Source organism: Tenacibaculum ovolyticum DSM 18103 (genome assembly GCF_000430545.1).
Taxonomy (GTDB): Bacteria; Bacteroidota; Bacteroidia; order Flavobacteriales; family Flavobacteriaceae; genus Polaribacter; species Polaribacter ovolyticus.
This window is the reverse complement of the sequence record NZ_KE387163.1, coordinates 1,007,062-1,023,333: the sequence shown is the minus strand read 5'-3', so window position 1 is coordinate 1,023,333 and position 16,272 is coordinate 1,007,062. Positions and strand designations below refer to the sequence as shown.

Annotated in this window: 13 protein-coding genes; 7 read left to right on the top strand and 6 right to left on the bottom strand. The window is 31.1% G+C overall.

Annotation, left to right across the window (positions count from 1 at the left end):
• Window positions 1–42: 42 nt before the first annotated feature.
• From argC to H518_RS0114680, 3 genes are read right to left on the bottom strand one after another with little or no spacing between them, the layout of a single operon-like run.
• The gene (gene argC, locus H518_RS0114690) at window positions 43–1,020 is read right to left on the bottom strand and encodes an N-acetyl-gamma-glutamyl-phosphate reductase (RefSeq protein WP_028889775.1); all 978 of its coding nucleotides are present in this window, start codon (window positions 1,018–1,020) and stop codon (window positions 43–45) included.
• Window positions 1,021–1,023: 3 nt separating this feature from the next.
• Window positions 1,024–2,202, bottom strand: a complete 1,179-nt coding sequence (locus H518_RS0114685; protein WP_028889774.1) for an argininosuccinate synthase — start codon at window positions 2,200–2,202, stop codon at window positions 1,024–1,026.
• Window positions 2,199–2,819, bottom strand: coding sequence for a GNAT family N-acetyltransferase (locus H518_RS0114680; RefSeq protein WP_028889773.1), 621 nt, complete (start codon window positions 2,817–2,819; stop codon window positions 2,199–2,201). Before H518_RS0114680 ends, H518_RS0114685 begins: the two co-directional genes overlap by 4 nt.
• A gap of 872 nt (window positions 2,820–3,691) precedes the next feature.
• Here H518_RS0114680 and H518_RS0114675 point away from each other — a divergent pair.
• Genes H518_RS0114675 through ilvA form a run of 6 tightly spaced genes read left to right on the top strand, consistent with a single transcriptional unit; the run spans window position 3,692 to window position 11,308 of the window.
• The gene (locus H518_RS0114675; RefSeq protein ID WP_028889772.1) at window positions 3,692–4,579 is read left to right on the top strand and encodes a branched-chain amino acid transaminase; all 888 of its coding nucleotides are present in this window, start codon (window positions 3,692–3,694) and stop codon (window positions 4,577–4,579) included.
• 1 nt (window position 4,580) lies between these two features.
• Window positions 4,581–6,260, top strand: coding sequence for a dihydroxy-acid dehydratase (ilvD, locus tag H518_RS0114670; RefSeq protein WP_028889771.1), 1,680 nt, complete (start codon window positions 4,581–4,583; stop codon window positions 6,258–6,260).
• 11 nt (window positions 6,261–6,271) lie between these two features.
• A complete protein-coding gene (gene ilvB / locus H518_RS0114665) occupies window positions 6,272–8,005 on the top strand; it encodes a biosynthetic-type acetolactate synthase large subunit (RefSeq protein ID WP_028889770.1) in 1,734 nt (577 codons plus the stop codon).
• Window positions 8,006–8,007: 2 nt separating this feature from the next.
• The gene (gene ilvN, locus H518_RS0114660) at window positions 8,008–8,532 is read left to right on the top strand and encodes an acetolactate synthase small subunit (RefSeq protein WP_028889769.1); all 525 of its coding nucleotides are present in this window, start codon (window positions 8,008–8,010) and stop codon (window positions 8,530–8,532) included.
• 3 nt (window positions 8,533–8,535) lie between these two features.
• On the top strand, window positions 8,536–10,041 hold the full coding sequence (gene ilvC, locus H518_RS0114655; protein WP_028889768.1) for a ketol-acid reductoisomerase: 1,506 nt from the start codon (window positions 8,536–8,538) through the stop codon (window positions 10,039–10,041).
• A 4-nt stretch (window positions 10,042–10,045) separates the two neighbouring features.
• The gene (gene ilvA, locus H518_RS0114650; protein WP_028889767.1) at window positions 10,046–11,308 is read left to right on the top strand and encodes a threonine ammonia-lyase IlvA; all 1,263 of its coding nucleotides are present in this window, start codon (window positions 10,046–10,048) and stop codon (window positions 11,306–11,308) included.
• Here ilvA and H518_RS0114645 read toward each other — a convergent pair.
• Entirely contained in the window at window positions 11,305–12,483 is a 1,179-nt protein-coding gene (locus tag H518_RS0114645; RefSeq protein WP_081411197.1) for an aspartate aminotransferase family protein, read from the bottom strand. The genes ilvA and H518_RS0114645 overlap by 4 nt on opposite strands.
• A gap of 11 nt (window positions 12,484–12,494) precedes the next feature.
• Window positions 12,495–14,129, bottom strand: a complete 1,635-nt coding sequence (locus tag H518_RS19965; RefSeq protein ID WP_064966383.1) for an OstA-like protein — start codon at window positions 14,127–14,129, stop codon at window positions 12,495–12,497.
• 139 nt (window positions 14,130–14,268) lie between these two features.
• Between H518_RS19965 and H518_RS0114635 the strand changes: the two genes are divergently transcribed.
• Entirely contained in the window at window positions 14,269–15,696 is a 1,428-nt protein-coding gene (locus H518_RS0114635; protein ID WP_028889765.1) for a pyridoxal phosphate-dependent decarboxylase family protein, read from the top strand.
• A 35-nt stretch (window positions 15,697–15,731) separates the two neighbouring features.
• Here the strand turns inward: H518_RS0114635 and H518_RS0114630 are convergent, their stop codons facing one another.
• Window positions 15,732–16,262: a DUF1572 family protein gene (locus H518_RS0114630; protein ID WP_028889764.1), complete on the bottom strand. Its 531-nt coding sequence runs from the start codon at window positions 16,260–16,262 to the stop codon at window positions 15,732–15,734.
• Window positions 16,263–16,272 lie beyond the last annotated feature (10 nt).

Below are 16,272 nucleotides of genomic sequence, written 5' to 3'. Positions count from 1 at the left end.
AGTCGAGAGTTCTCAACTCCGCTCGAATTGACATTTCGTTTTCTAAAAATAAGTTGCTTTTAAATTTAGTCCTGCTGTTTCCTCAAACCCGAACATCAAATTCATGTTTTGTACTGCTTGTCCAGAGGCTCCTTTTAATAAATTATCAATAACACTTGTTATGAGTAATTTATTTTCATGCTTGTGTAAGTGAATTAAACACTTGTTGGTATTTACTACTTGCTTTAAATGTATTTCTTTATCTGAAATAATAGTAAAATTAGCATCTTTATAAAACTCTTTATAAAGTGTTTTTGCTTCATCTAAAGTTCCTTTAAAATAGGTGTAAGCCGTAGCAAAAATCCCTCTAGAAAAATCACCTCTATTTGGCATAAACACAATTTGAGAGCTAAAATTAGTTTGTAACGTTTTTACAGATTGATTGATTTCTCCTAAATGTTGATGTGTAAAAGGTTTGTAATATGAAAAATTATTATCTCTCCAAGTAAAATGGGTTGTTGCAGATAAAGAGGTACCAGCACCAGTAGCACCTGTTACAGCATTTACATGTATATCGTTAGTAACTAAGTTGTCATTAGCTAATGGAAGTATTGCTAATTGAATTGCAGTAGCAAAACAACCAGGGTTTGCAATGTATTTTGCTTTTTTAATTTTGCTTTTTTGTAGCTCAGGCAAACCATAAACGAAGTTCTTTTCTTGAAAAATAGTATCTTTTTTTAATCTAAAATCATTTCCTAAATCGATGATTTTTGTAGCATCAGAAAAAGTATTACTTTCTAAAAACTTCTTAGAATTTCCATGACCTAAACATAAAAACAATACATCAATATTTGAATTAATTGTATTGGTGAATTTTAAGTTTAGAGTACCAACTAAATCTTGATGAATGTTACTTATTTTATTTTCTGCATTAGAGGTACTAAAAACGAAGTTAATTTCAACCTTTGGGTGATTTATTAATAATCTAATTAACTCTCCAGCTGTATAACCAGCGCCTCCTATAATTCCTGCTTGTATCATTTTTTAAGAATTAACTTGTTGATATATTTTGTTTTGATTTCCTAGAATTTTAATAAAACCTTTTGCATCATTTGCAGTCCAAGCTTTATTTTCTTCTCCATAGCTTCCAAATTCAGGATTCATTAAATCATGTTTAGAAGTAATACCATCTAACTGAAAATGATATGGTTTAAGAGTTATAGATACTTCACCTGAAACTTTAGCTTGACTATTTTCTAGAAAAGCTTCGATATCTCTCATAACAGGATCTAAATATTGGCCTTCGTGTAAATGCATTCCGTAAAAACTAGACAAATATTCTTTATGTTGTAATTGCCATTTAGTAAGGGTGTGTTTTTCTAATAAATGATGTGCTTTAATTGAAATTAGCGCGGCTGCAGCTTCAAAACCAACTCTTCCTTTAATTCCAACAATGGTATCACCTACATGAATATCTCTACCAATAGCATATTTAGATGCTAATTCATTTAATTTTTGAATGTTATTTTGTGGTGAATCAATTATAGCGTTTATAGCAATGAATTCGCCATTTTTAAAAGTCATTTTTACTTTTTCCTCTCCGTTTTTTTCTAATTGAGATGGATATGCTTTTTCAGGTAATGCTTTAGCAGAAGTTAACGTTTCTTCTCCGCCAACACTTGTTCCCCATAAACCTTTATTTACCGAGTATTTTGCTTTTTCCCAAGACAAGTCAATTCCATTATCTTTTAGGTATTGTATTTCTTCTTGTCTAGAGAGTTGTTGATCTCTAATTGGTGTGATAATTTCAATTTCAGGAGCAATAGTTTGAAAAATCATATCAAAACGTACCTGATCATTTCCTGCTCCAGTACTTCCGTGAGCAATATATTTTGCATTAATACTTTTAGCATATTTTGCAATTTCGATTGCTTGAATAATCCTTTCTGCACTTACAGATAAAGGATATGTATTGTTTTTTAATACATTTCCGTAGATTAAATATTTTACTACTTTTTGATAAAATGTAGCGACAGCATCAATATTCTTATAAGTAGTAACTCCCATTTTATAGGCGTTTTTTTCAATATCTTGAATTTCTGTATCTGTAAATCCACCTGTATTTACGCTAACAGCATGAACTTCATATCCAGCTTTAGATAAGCTAACGGCACAATATGATGTATCTAAACCTCCGCTGTATGCAATGACTAATTTTTTCATTTTTTATGTTTTTTTAAAAAAAGGCTTTCTTTAATTCTCTTTAATCTTTGAAAAACTTTCTCTTTAATTTTTACTTTAGTGTTGTTTTTTTCTTTGAATGATGGATCGTATAACATGCCTGTACATAAACACATTTGTTGTTTTGTTCTTTGTAAAACGTCATAGTTTTTACAGGTTTGACAGCCTTTCCAAAAAGATTGATCATTTGTTAATTCTGAAAAAGTAACAGGTTTATATCCTAAATCGCTATTTAATTTCATTACAGGTAAACCTGTTGTTATTGAAAATACTTTCGCTGAAGGAAACTTTGTTCTCGAATGTTCAAAAACGGTTGCTTTTATTCTTTTAGCCAGTCCTTGTTTTCTGAAATTAGGATGTACAATTAAGCCTGAATTAGCAACAAATTTTCCATGCCCCCAAGATTCTATATAACAAAATCCAGCAAATTTCTCATTCTCTAAAGCGATAACAGCATTGCCGTTTTCTATTTTAGTTATGATATATTCAGGTGTACGCTTAGCAATTCCTGTACCTCTAACATTAGCAGACTCTGCAATAGTGTCACAGATAATTTTTGCGTATATACTATGTGATTTATTAGCAATAACAATTTCCATTGTTCTTGATTTTAAATAATACCAATATGAATTTAGTAAACACTTAAGTGTTTGATAGGTATTGTGTTATTTGAAATAAATTGATTGTTTGAAAAGAAGAACCGGACTCACCTAGGTTCAATAAATTAGATAGCACCCAAAGGGCGACGGCGGAAAATAGGGCGTACAACTGCGGGGCTATTCGAAAGAATAACTACAGATACTATTGATATGAATTTGAAATTGTACAAAGAATAAAAAATAAAAGTTACGTATAAAGAAATATTTGTTTGCTTTTAGCTGCGACGGCGAAAGCGAACAAATGTACTGGGAACAGTACTACGTATTTTATTTTTTTGTGTAATCATATTGCAAACATATAAATTAATTTTAAATTATTATAAAATAATTAGGATAATTAAAAAATAAATTTCAATATTTGCCTATCGGTTTTTTATAAACGGAGATTAAAACAAAAAATGAATAAACAAATTTTAAATATTATTTCTATTGTAGTCATTGTAATTATTTTACAAGGATAAAGGAAGTATATTTAAAAAAAATAAATATTAAAAGGCTTCCTAAATTTTTAGGAAGCCTTTTTTATTACATCAAAATGAATAAAATTTATAACATAGTCATAGTCTTAATTATTGTCATTATTAGCTCACCACCGAGTTGATACAGATGTTTATTGCTATACAATAAAAAACCTGTGTCAATTTTGACACAGGTTTTTTTTATATGTTGAATAGTATATATGTTGTTTTTTAAATTATTGATAATTAAACGATTAAGTGTTTTTGTTGTCAGATAGGCATCATTAAAATAAAAAGTAAGTAGAATTAATAAAGAAACAATAAAATAATTTTGAATATTAAAAAAAGGAGAGGATGTATTATAACGAAGAAAGTGTGATTTTTTACGATGGAGAGTTTATCAAAGCAAAAGATGCTACATCAAACCCATACAGTCAAAGCTTGCATTATGGTAATGGAGTTTTTGAAGGCATAAGAGCTTACAAAACGAATGAAGGAACTAAAGTGTTTAAATCTGAGGAACATTACAAACGACTTAAATACGGAGCCGAAGTAATGAGTATTGAGTTTAATTATACTGAAGAAGAGCTTACACGATTAACATATGAGTTGTTAGAAAAAAATAATTTGCAAGATGCATATATCCGACCTCTAATTGTAGCAGGTGAAAATATGGGAGTCTTTTCAGCTAAAGATTCTCAATTAATTATACAATGTTGGGAATGGGGTAAATTAATGGGTAATAAACTATTAAGAGTTAAAACATCTAAATTTCAACGTCCAAATCCTAAATCATGCTTTGTTGAAGCAAAAGTAACAGGGCATTATACCAACTCTATTTTAGCATCAAATGAAGTAAAAGCGGCAGGTTATGATGAGGCTTTGTTGTTAGATATGAATAATAATGTTGCTGAGTGTTCTGGAGCAAATATATTTATGGAGAAAGATGGGAAATTATATACACCTCCTAAAGGCCATATTATGGCAGGTATTACACGATCAACAGTAATTGATTTATGTAAAGAAAATGGAATTTCACTAGAAGAAAAACATGTCACTTTAGAAGAATTAAAAGATATGGATGCTTGTTTTTTTACAGGAACAGCGGCAGAAGTTGTAGGATTAGAATCATTAGATGAGTATCAGTTTCCATTAGCATGGGAGAAATCACACGGATATCAATTAATGAAATTATATAAAAACGAAGTATTAGGATTACGTAATAAACGTAAAGCAAGTTAAAATGAAATTAAACAAACACAGTAGTAGGTTAACACAAGATGAATCTCAACCAGCATCACAAGCAATGTTGTATGCAGTTGGTTTAACAGATGAAGACATGAGTAAAGCTCAAGTTGGTATTGCAAGTACTGGCTATGATGGTAACCCATGTAACATGCATTTAAACAATTTAGCAGCCGAAGTTAAAGTTGAAACAAAAATTGCAGGTTTAGTTGGTTTAGGATTTAATACAATTGGAGTTTCTGATGGAATTTCGATGGGAACTTCAGGAATGAATTACTCGTTAGCTTCAAGAGATATTATTGCCGATTCTATAGAAACGGTTATGAATGCACAAAGTTATGACGCATTAGTATCGGTAGTTGGTTGTGATAAAAATATGCCAGGAGCAGTAATAGCAATGTTGCGTTTAAATCGTCCATCAATTATGATGTATGGAGGAACAATTGCATCTGGAAATTACAAAGGAAAGAAACTAAATATTGTTTCTGCTTTTGAAGCTTTAGGCCAAAAAGTAGCAGGAGAAATAGAGGAAGATGAGTATAGAGAAATTATAAAAAGAGCAATTCCTGGTGCAGGTGCTTGTGGTGGTATGTATACCGCAAATACTATGGCATCAGCAATAGAATGTATGGGGTTTGCATTACCATATAATTCATCAATACCAGCAGAAAATCCTAATAAATTATCTGAAGCAGAAAGAACAGCTTTGGCTATTAAAAACTTATTAGAATTAGATTTAAAACCTTTAGATATTATATCTAAAAAGTCTTTAGAAAACGCAATGGCATTGGTAAATGCTTTAGGAGGTTCTACGAATGCAGTATTACACTTTTTAGCAATAGCACACGCTGCTGATATAGATTTTACTTTAGAAGATATTCAAAAAGTAAGTGATAGAACTCCATTAATTGCTGATTTAAAACCATCAGGAAAATATTTAATGGAAGATGTTCATTCAATAGGAGGTACACCTGCTGTTATGAAATATTTATTAGATAATGGTTATTTACATGGTGATTGTTTAACTGTTACAGGAAAAACATTGGCTGAAAACTTAGCAAATGTTGAGGCAATGGAGTTTGATGATCAAGATGTAATACATCCAAAAGATAAAGCTTTAAAAACATCAGGAAACATTCAAATAATCTATGGGAACCTAGCTACTGAAGGAGCTGTTGCAAAAATATCAGGAAATGAAGGATTGCTTTTTGAAGGAAAAGCAGTTGTATATGATGGAGAACAGGCAGCAAATACAGGTATTTCTAACGGAGAGGTAGAAAGAGGTGATGTGGTTGTAATTAGATATGTTGGACCAAAAGGAGGACCTGGAATGCCAGAAATGTTAAAGCCAACTTCGCTTATTATGGGAGCAGGCTTAGGAAAATCTGTTGCATTAATTACTGATGGTCGTTTTTCTGGAGGAACGCATGGGTTTGTAGTTGGGCATATTACACCTGAAGCACAATCTGGAGGAGCAATTGGTTTACTTAAAACAGGAGATAAAATTAGAATTAGTGCAGAAGACAATTCTATAAATGTATTACTTTCTGATGAGGAATTAGCAGAAAGAAAAGCACAATGGGTAGCACCTGCATTAAAGCATAAAAAAGGAATATTATACAAATACGCAAAAACAGTAGCGTCAGCATCTAAAGGGTGTGTAACTGATGCATTTTAATAGCTGAAATTATGAATACAAAAACGCAAACAAAACCTGAAACAGTTTCAAAGCAGAAAATACATATCTCTGGAGCAGAAGCTGTTGTTAAATGCTTACTTGAAGAAGGAGCAGATTTAATTTACGGATATCCTGGTGGGGCAATTATGCCTGTATACGATGAGCTATACAAATACCAAGATAAAATTAATCATGTGCTTACTCGCCATGAGCAAGGAGCTACGCATGCAGCACAAGGATTTGCAAGAGTAACAGGTAAAGTAGGTGTAGCAATAGCAACATCAGGACCTGGAGCTACGAATTTAATTACTGGTATTGCAGATGCTCAAATAGATTCTACACCGATGGTATGTATAACAGGTCAGGTAGCTTCTCATTTATTAGGGTCGGATGCTTTTCAAGAAACTGATATAGTTGGTATTTCAACTCCTGTAACTAAATGGAATTATCAAATAACAAAAGCTTCTGAGATTCCAGAAATTTTTGCAAAGGCATTTTATATAGCAAAATCAGGTAGACCAGGACCTGTATTAATTGATATTACAAAAGATGCTCAGTTTGAAACTTTTGATTTTGAATATGAAAAATGTACTTCAGTACGTAGTTACCAAGCAAAACCAGAAGTTAATATAACTGAAGTAGCAGCAGCTGCATCATTAATTAATGACGCTAAAAAACCAATGATTGTTTTTGGGCAGGGTGTTATTTTAGGGGAAGCAGAAGAAGAGTTTAAGGCGTTTATAGAAAAAGCAAATATTCCGTCGGCATGGACAATTTTAGGATTGTCAGCATTACCAACAGAACATGAATTAAATGTGGGTATGGTTGGAATGCATGGTAATTATGCGCCTAATAAATTAACAAACGAATGTGATTTATTAATAGCTGTAGGAATGCGTTTTGATGACCGTGTTACAGGAGATTTAAGTAGATATGCTAAACAAGCAAAAGTAATTCACTTTGAAATAGATCCTGCTGAAATTGATAAAAACGTAAAATCAGATGTTGCTGTTTTAGGTGATGTTAAAGAGAGTTTAGCACAAATATTACCGTTAATCAACCAAAACAAACATAATCAGTGGTTAGAAGAGTTTACAAAACTAGAAGCTATTGAATATGAAAAAGTAAAGAAAGAAGATTTATACCCGACCAAAGATGGTTTAACAATGGCTGAGGTTTTAAAGGAAATAAATATAGCTTCAGGAGGAGATGCGATTATTGTTTCAGATGTTGGGCAACACCAAATGTTTGCATGTCGTTACGCTAAATTTAACAAAACTAAAAGTAATGTTACTTCAGGTGGTTTAGGTACAATGGGCTTTGCATTACCAGCTGCAATTGGAGCTAAAATGGGAGCTCCAGAAAGAGAGGTTGTGATGATTGCTGGAGACGGAGGTTATCAAATGACAATTCAAGAATTAGGAACCATTTTACAAACGAAAGCAGCAGTTAAAATTGTTGTTTTAAATAATGAGTTTTTAGGAATGGTACGTCAATGGCAACAATTGTTTTTTGATAAACGATATGCGTCAACAGAAATGACCAATCCAGATTTTGTAGCGATTGCAAAAGGTTATAGTATAGATGCAAAAAGAGTTACCAAAAGAGAAGATTTAGCAAGTACTGTTAAAGAAATGATGGAATCTAAAGATGCATATTTTTTAGAGGTTTGTGTTGAGAAGGAGAATAATGTATTTCCGATGATTCCAACAGGAGCATCAGTTTCAGATATAAGATTAGCATAATTATGGAAAATAAACAAACATTTACCGTTTCGATTTACACAGAGAATAACGTAGGTTTATTAAATAGAATTTCAGGAATCTTTTTAAGAAGACATATAAATATAGAGAGCATGAATATTTCTAAATCAGAAATAAAAAGTGTGTCTAGATTTACGTTATTAGTTAAAGTAACAGAAGAACAAATAAAAAAAATTATAGGTCAAATAGAAAAGCAAGTAGAAGTTATAAAGGCGTATTATCATACAGATGAAAATACCATATATCAAGAATCATGCTTGTTTAAATTGAGTTCTAATTTATTAACAGAAAATAACGAAATTCAAACTATAATAAATAGTAGTAAATCTAGAGTAATTAATATAAATAAAGACTTTTTTGTACTTGAAAAATCAGGAGCTAAAGAAGAAATAGAAGAACTATATCATACGTTAGATCAACATGGTATTATGCAATTTGTCAGATCAGGGCGAATTGCAATTACTAAAGACGAAATGAAAATATCAACATTATTATCAACAAACAACTAAAAAATGGCAACAAATTATTTCAATACATTATCATTAGCAGGAAAATTAGAACAATTAGCAAAATGTAGATTCATGGACTCATCAGAATTTACTGATGGAGTAAAAGCATTACAAGGAAAGAAAATTGTTGTTATTGGTTGTGGAGCTCAAGGATTAAACCAAGGTTTAAACATGAGAGATTCAGGATTAGACGTTTCTTATGCTTTAAGAGCTGCTGCAATTGAAGAAAAAAGAGCTTCTTTTAAAAATGCATCAGAAAACAATTTTAACGTAGGTACTTTCGAAGAGTTAATTCCTACTGCAGATTTAGTATTAAACCTTACACCAGATAAACAACACACAAGAGTTGTAAACACGGTAATGCCTTTAATGAAAAAAGGAGCTACATTATCTTATTCTCACGGTTTTAATATTGTAGAAGAAGGAATGCAAGTTCGTGAAGACTTAACAGTTATTATGGTTGCACCAAAATGCCCTGGTACAGAGGTAAGAGAAGAATATAAAAGAGGTTTTGGTGTACCAACTTTAATAGCAGTACACCCAGAAAATGACCCAGAAAACAAAGGGTGGGCACAAGCAAAAGCATATGCCGTTGCAACAGGTGGTCATAAAGCAGGTGTATTAGAATCATCGTTTGTTGCTGAGGTTAAGTCTGATTTAATGGGAGAACAAACTATTTTATGTGGTGTGTTACAAACAGCTTCTATTTTATCATTTGAAAGAATGGTTGAAGAAGGAATTGAACCTACATATGCATCTAAATTAATCCAATACGGATGGGAAGTTATTACCGAAGCTTTAAAGCATGGAGGAATAACAAATATGATGGATCGTTTATCAAATCCAGCTAAAATTAAAGCATTTGAAATTTCAGAAGAATTGAAAACTATTTTAGCGCCATTGTTTACAAAGCATATGGATGATATTATGTCAGGTCATTTTTCAAGAACAATGATGGAAGATTGGGCTAATGATGATGTTAACTTATTATCATGGAGAGCAGCTACAGGAGAAACTTCTTTTGAAAAAACAACAGCTACAGAAATAGAGTTTAACGAACAAGAATATTTTGATCATGGTACTTTAATGGTTGCTTTTGTAAGAGCAGGTGTAGAGTTAGCTTATGATAACATGGTAGCATCAGGTATTAAGGCTGAGTCAGCTTATTACGAATCTTTACACGAATTACCATTAATAGCGAATACCGTAGCAAGAAAGAAATTATATGAAATGAATCGTATTATTTCTGATACAGCAGAGTATGGATGTTATTTATTTGATCATGCTGCTAAACCAATGTTAGTTGATTTTATGAAAGACGTTGATACTTCTGTTATAGGTAAATCATTTACATCTTCTAATGAAGTAGATAATTTAGATTTAATTGCTGTAAATAATACAATTCAAGGACATCCAATTGAGGCTATTGGTAAAACATTAAGAGCGTCAATGACCGCCATGAAAACAATAGATCAAGAAGAAGAAAAAGAAGCAGTAGTTTTTCATTAATAATATGCAAGTAAATACCACATATTCACCAACAATAAAGGCAATTAAGGAGGCTGTAGCTACACTAAAAGGTGTAGCTATAGAAACTCCTTTATTTAAAAATTATATTTATTCAGAAAAGTTTAAGGCAAATATTTTCCTTAAAAGAGAAGACTTACAGCAGGTTAGATCTTATAAAATTAGAGGAGCGTATAATAAAATTAGTTCGATAACTGAAGAACAACGACGTAATGGAATTGTTTGTGCAAGTGCTGGAAATCATGCGCAAGGAGTCGCTTTTGCTTGTAAGAAGTTAAAAATTCATGGTACTATTGTAATGCCAGCACCTACACCAAAACAAAAAGTAGAACAGGTTAAAATGTTTGGTGGAGATTATGTTGATATTGAATTGTCTGGTGACACTTTTGATGATGCTTATAAGTTTGCAAAACATGTGTGTGATACTTTAGGTAAAACATTTGTACACCCTTTTGATGATGAAAAAATTATAGAAGGGCAGGCAACAGTTGGTTTAGAAATGATAAACCAATCTAAAGAGGCTATAGATTATGTATTTGTTCCTGTAGGAGGAGGAGGGTTAGCTTCAGGGCTATCTAGTGTATTTAAATTACTGTCTCCAAACACAAAAATAATAGGAGTAGAGCCAGAAGGAGCTCCATCTATGAAAACATCTATTTCAGCCAATAGAAATGTTAAGTTAGAAAAAATAGATAAGTTTATTGACGGTGCAGCAGTACAACAAGTAGGGAATTTAACTTTTAATATTTGTAAAGAAAATTTGCATGATATGATAACGGTTCCTGAAGGAAAAGTATGTCAAACGATTTTAGATTTATATAATAGAGAAGCTATTGTGGTTGAACCTGCTGGCGCTTTAACAATAACAGCGCTAGATTTTTTTGCAGATGAAATTAAAGGTAAAAATGTTGTTTGTGTTATAAGCGGTAGTAATAACGATATAACAAGAACTGCCGAAATTAAAGAGCGTGCATTATTATATGGTAAATTAAAGCACTATTTTATCATTCGTTTTCCGCAAAGAGCAGGAGCATTAAAAGAATTTGTAATAGACGTTTTAGGAGAAAACGATGATATTACATATTTTGAATACTCAAAGAAAACGAGTAAAGAAAATGCACCAGCTGTAGTTGGTATTGAACTTGTTAAAAGTGAAGATTTAGCACCTTTAATGGCTAGAATGAAAGCACTTAATTTTTATGGTGAATACTTAAATGATAAACCAAATTTATTTGAATTTTTAGTTTAAATATTATTTAGTTCATTTAAAATAAAATCACATCCTTCGTTAATTTCTTTATCAGAAATGGTTAATGGAGGAGTGATTCTTATAGCACTACCTTCAAAAAGCAACCAAAATAAAATTAAGCCCTTATCTAAACAATTTAAAATAACTTTTGAAGCAATTTCAGGAGAGCCAACTAATAAAGCTAACATTAATCCACGCCCTCTAATTTCTTTAATGGCAGTGTTATTTTTAAATTTATCCCTAATTAATTTCTCTTTCCTTAGTGTTTCTTCGATGAGGTTTGATTCAGTAATTTCTTTTACAGTAGCCAAACCAGCACTTGCAATTACAGGATGTCCACCAAAAGTTGTAATATGTCCTAATTTTGGATTCTCTTTAAGGCAATTCATAATTTCAAAAGAAGCAATAAAAGCACCAATAGGCATTCCGCCACCTAAACCTTTACCAGTTATAATAATATCAGGAATAACATTGTAATTTTCAAAACCCCAAAATTTTCCGGTGCGCCCAATTCCTGTTTGAATTTCATCTAAAATTAATAAAGCACCAACTTCTTCACAACGTTGCTTTACTTTTGCTAAATAATTATTTTTTGGTTCAATAAAACCAGCACCACCTTGAATCGTTTCTAAAATAACACCTGCTGTTTTTGTAGTTATTTTTGCTAAATCGGCTTCGTTATTAAATTCAATAAATTTAATACCAGGAACCAACGGACGAAATGCGCGATTTTGTTGTTCGGCACCACAAACACTCATTGCGCCTTGGGTATTACCGTGATAACTGTTTTTAGCGGCTATCATTTCATCTCTGCCTGTAAAACGTTTTGCTAGTTTTAGGGCACCTTCAGTAGCTTCAGTTCCTGAATTAACGATGTAAACAGAAGATAAGTTTTCAGGTAATGTTTTTGCTAGTGCTTTACACAATTCTAGTTGAGGTTTTTGTATAAATTCACCATACACCATAACATGTGTATAAGAGTCTAATTGATTTTTTATAGCATTAGTAACTTTGGGGTGATTATGCCCCAATGTATTTGCAGATACACCAGCAACAAAATCTAACATCTTTTTTCCGTTAGCATCGTAAATGTAACTACCATTAGCATGTGATATTTCAATTGCTAAAGGATGTGGTGTTGTTTGCCCTTGATATTTTAAAAAATCGTTTTTCACTTTAGTTATGGTTATTTGAAATTTGGAAGCTCTAGTTTTTTACTCTTTTGTTTTTTTACACTTTCTTTAATGAAGTTTCTTCTTGCTCTTTTTACCGTTAAATTATTTTTTTTATCATTAGGTATAACGGCATTTTTATCTTTTACAAAAATGTCTTCAACAGTTTTAGGTTGTTCATCTTCTCTCCAAATAAAACCTTTAAATTTTTTCTCATCAGAAGGAAATTGAGATGGAGGAAATGTCTTTCCTTCAGATTTTTTAAAATACTTTGTTTCAATGATTTCATTTTTTTCTAAAGTAAATTCAATATCACTTGCAATTTCTTTAGTAATGGTTTCTAGCTTTTTGCTGTCATCATTTCTATTAAAGTATAAAGATTCGGCATTTCCTTTAACAAGCATGGTTTTTAAGTCATTTTTTTCAAACTTACCATAAATATTTCTACCCTTTATTTGATTAAAGTTATCATTAGATAAAGAATCTTTTTGAATCATAAAGGCATTTTGCAACACTTTTAAAGAGTCTAGTTTATTTGTTTCTTTGTTCGTTAATAGTTGAATGCTATCTCCAGTAATTTGACTTTTACCAGACCATAGAATAGGGTTATTAAATAATCGTGTTAAACCTGTTGTTTGGCTTGTGTGAATAGAATCACATTTTCCTTGTAAATCAGATTTGAAAATTTTCACATTTTTAAAAATTCTTACAATTCTTTTTTCTGGTTTACCAGTTAATAAAATTTTATCACCAGCAACATACATAGAATCTTTATCTAAAACAGTAATAGCAACAGCTCTATCAATAATAAAAAGAGAATCTTTTTTCTCATACAACTCAGCATAATTACCTTTTGTAACCATTTTTTGAAGTGTATCAATAACTTTTATTCGATTTGTAGCAGAAGCAAAACCTTTACGTTTATCATAGTATAAACTATCAGCAGAGATTGTTCGTTCTTTTAAAAAAAGTTTAGCATTTTTTACAAAGTAAGAAATATCTGTATTTGTATCATAAAAACCTCTTTCAGAATAAATTCTAGTACTGTCTTTTAAATTAGTAACAGTACTTGGTCCGTATAAGTATGCTAAGTTAGAATTTGTATAATAATCTAAATGATCAGATTCTAAATTATTATCAGGGTTTACTACGGTTACTTTAGATTTGGCAGTAAATTTTTTATCCTTTAAAAAATAGGTTCCTCTAATACTTTTTAATGTGTTTTTTTTATCACGAATTGTTCCTCCGTTAGGATAGTATAAAATTTGATTTTGTCTATCAAAATGAAGCGTATCAGTGCTCATTTTCATTTCTTTATCGTTAATTTCAACATTTCCCCAAGATTTAGCTTTCTTAGTTGCTCCGTTATAAATAGCAAAATCACTGTATTGAATAATACTATCACCTTGTTCTATAACGACTTCTCCTACCGCTTTAAAAATATTTTCTTTCTTATAAAATAAAGCTCTTTGGCAATCGAGTGTAGCACCTTCATGTTCCATTTTTACTTTACCACTGAGTATAGTGGCTCCAGGATATTTTTCTTCATCGGCAGTACTTAGTTGCGTAGAGAGTATTTTTATTCTTTTTGATTGAGAAAAACCTATTATAGAGAATAATAAAAAAGTTAAAAAAAATAATTTTTTCAAAGTAACAGTATTTAGTTAGCAAAAATAATGAAAAGAACGTGCCATGTTTCTTAATAAACCAATAAAATTATAATAAGAAAAGAGAGAGTACCGTTTTTTTAATGATTAATTTTGCAAAAACAATAAAAAAAATATTTTTATGAGCGCTCATTTTGATTTATCTCTTGAAGAGATGAAGTCTTATGGTTATAAAATAGTTGATCTTATTGCAGAGCACTGGGATACTATGAATGATAAAAAACCTGTTACTTCTGCTACACGTAAAGAAATGGATAATTTATTTTTGCAAGAAGCACCTGAAAAAGGTATGAATGCAAATGAAGTTTTAGATTTTGTAATGGGTAATGTAATACCAAATAGTACGGTTATTTCACACCCTAAAGCATATTCATTCGTACCAGGGCCAAGTAATTTTATTAGTACAATGGCCGATAGTTTGGCAACAGGGTTTAATATTTTTTCTGGAGGTTGGGTAGTGTCTCCAGCAGCGGCAGAATTAGAAATAGTAACAATGAACTGGTTACTTAAAATGTTTAATTTTCCTGTTGAAAAAGGAGGAGGTATTTTTACAAGTGGTGGTTCTATGGCTAATTTAACAGCTTTAGTTACTGCACGTAGAATTAAATGTGGTGATGATTTTTCGAAAGCTGTAATTTATTTATCAGATCAAGCACATTCGTCTAATATTAAGGCAATTCGTGTTTTAGGGTTTAAGAAAGAGCAGATTCGTATTTTACCAACTGATATAGAATTTAGAATAAGCATAAATAAACTAAAAAACGCAATAGCTAAGGATAGGTTGGAAGGTTTGCAACCTTTTTGTTTTTTAGCTTCAGCAGGAACAACAAATACAGGTACTGTTGATCCGTTAGATGAGATAGCAGATATTTGTGAAGAGGAAAATTTATGGTTTCATGTTGATGGAGCTTATGGTGGGGCAGCGATTTTATCAGAAAAAGGAGCAAGGGCTTTACGCGGAATTGAAAGAGCAGATTCTTTAACTGTTGATCCGCATAAATGGTTTTATCAACCTTATGAAATCGGATGTTTATTGGTGAAAGATTCATCTTGGTTAAGTAGTACTTTTAGTGAAAAACCAGAATATTTAAGAGATATTGAAGGGAATGAATCTGAGATTAATTTTTATGATTATGGTATTCAATTAACCCGTAGGTTTAGAGCTTTAAAGTTTTATATGTCAATAAAAACCTATGGTTTAGATACTTTTAAAAAGGCTGTAACTTATAATATTCAGTTGGCTGATGATGTTGAAAAGAATTTACGTAAGAGTAGGCATTGGGAAATTATTTCTCCTGCAACTTTAGCGGTTATTAACTTTAGATATAACCCTATAGGGTTGAATTTATCAGAAAAAGAAATTGATGTTTTAAATCAGAAGATTTCTAAAAAGGTAATGGATTCTAAAGAAGCATTGTTGGTAACTACAATTTTAAATAAACAGGTTGTATTACGAATGTGTTTAATAAACCCAAAAACAACAATTGATGACGTAAATGAAACATTAGCATTGTGTCATAAATTTGGTGAAGAGATTTTAAAAAAATAAATGAAAAAGGAGTTCAAATTTTGAACTCCTTTTTTTTAGATTGAATTTTTTTTAAACTCTTGTTTCATGTACTCTTTTGATTTTCCTTTAGCAATAGAGGCTGTTTTCCATTTATCATTTAAAATCATTTTAGCGATGTAGGTTATTTGACCAATATGATAAGGGTAATGGGCTATTTGCCTAGTAATACTCTCTATAAGTTTATGTTGTTTGTTTCTTATCTGTATAGGAGTATTAAAATTAGTTTCATTTAAAGAGCTTATAGCTGTAAAAAGACAGTTCCATCCATCTTCCCATTTTTGTAGTAATTCGTGCTTAGATAAATTATGAGATTCAAATTCTTTATCTCTATCTCTTGAACTCTTTTCTCCATCGGTAGTAAAAAAATCCGTCCATCGAGAAAGCATGTTTTCAGAGAGATGTATAATAATTGAAGCAATACTATTGCTTTCATCATTATATTTCCAATGTAAATCTTCTTCTTGTAGTTGCTGTATTGCTTTATCAGCTACTTCTTTGTAAGATTTAAATTGTTTTATAATGTTTTCTAAATATTCATTAATCATTAGTTCACAA

Coding starts and splice junctions, on each gene's coding strand:
- ilvB (WP_028889770.1), top strand. CDS start 6,272: ATGAATACAAAAACGCAAACAAAACCTGAAACAGTTTCAAAGCAGAAA.
- ilvC (WP_028889768.1), top strand. CDS start 8,536: ATGGCAACAAATTATTTCAATACATTATCATTAGCAGGAAAATTAGAA.
- H518_RS0114680 (WP_028889773.1), bottom strand. CDS start 2,819: ATGGAAATTGTTATTGCTAATAAATCACATAGTATATACGCAAAAATT.
- H518_RS0114685 (WP_028889774.1), bottom strand. CDS start 2,202: ATGAAAAAATTAGTCATTGCATACAGCGGAGGTTTAGATACATCATAT.
- argC (WP_028889775.1), bottom strand. CDS start 1,020: ATGATACAAGCAGGAATTATAGGAGGCGCTGGTTATACAGCTGGAGAG.
- H518_RS0114635 (WP_028889765.1), top strand. CDS start 14,269: ATGAGCGCTCATTTTGATTTATCTCTTGAAGAGATGAAGTCTTATGGT.
- ilvN (WP_028889769.1), top strand. CDS start 8,008: ATGGAAAATAAACAAACATTTACCGTTTCGATTTACACAGAGAATAAC.
- ilvA (WP_028889767.1), top strand. CDS start 10,046: ATGCAAGTAAATACCACATATTCACCAACAATAAAGGCAATTAAGGAG.
- H518_RS0114630 (WP_028889764.1), bottom strand. CDS start 16,262: ATGATTAATGAATATTTAGAAAACATTATAAAACAATTTAAATCTTAC.
- ilvD (WP_028889771.1), top strand. CDS start 4,581: ATGAAATTAAACAAACACAGTAGTAGGTTAACACAAGATGAATCTCAA.
- H518_RS0114675 (WP_028889772.1), top strand. CDS start 3,692: ATGTATTATAACGAAGAAAGTGTGATTTTTTACGATGGAGAGTTTATC.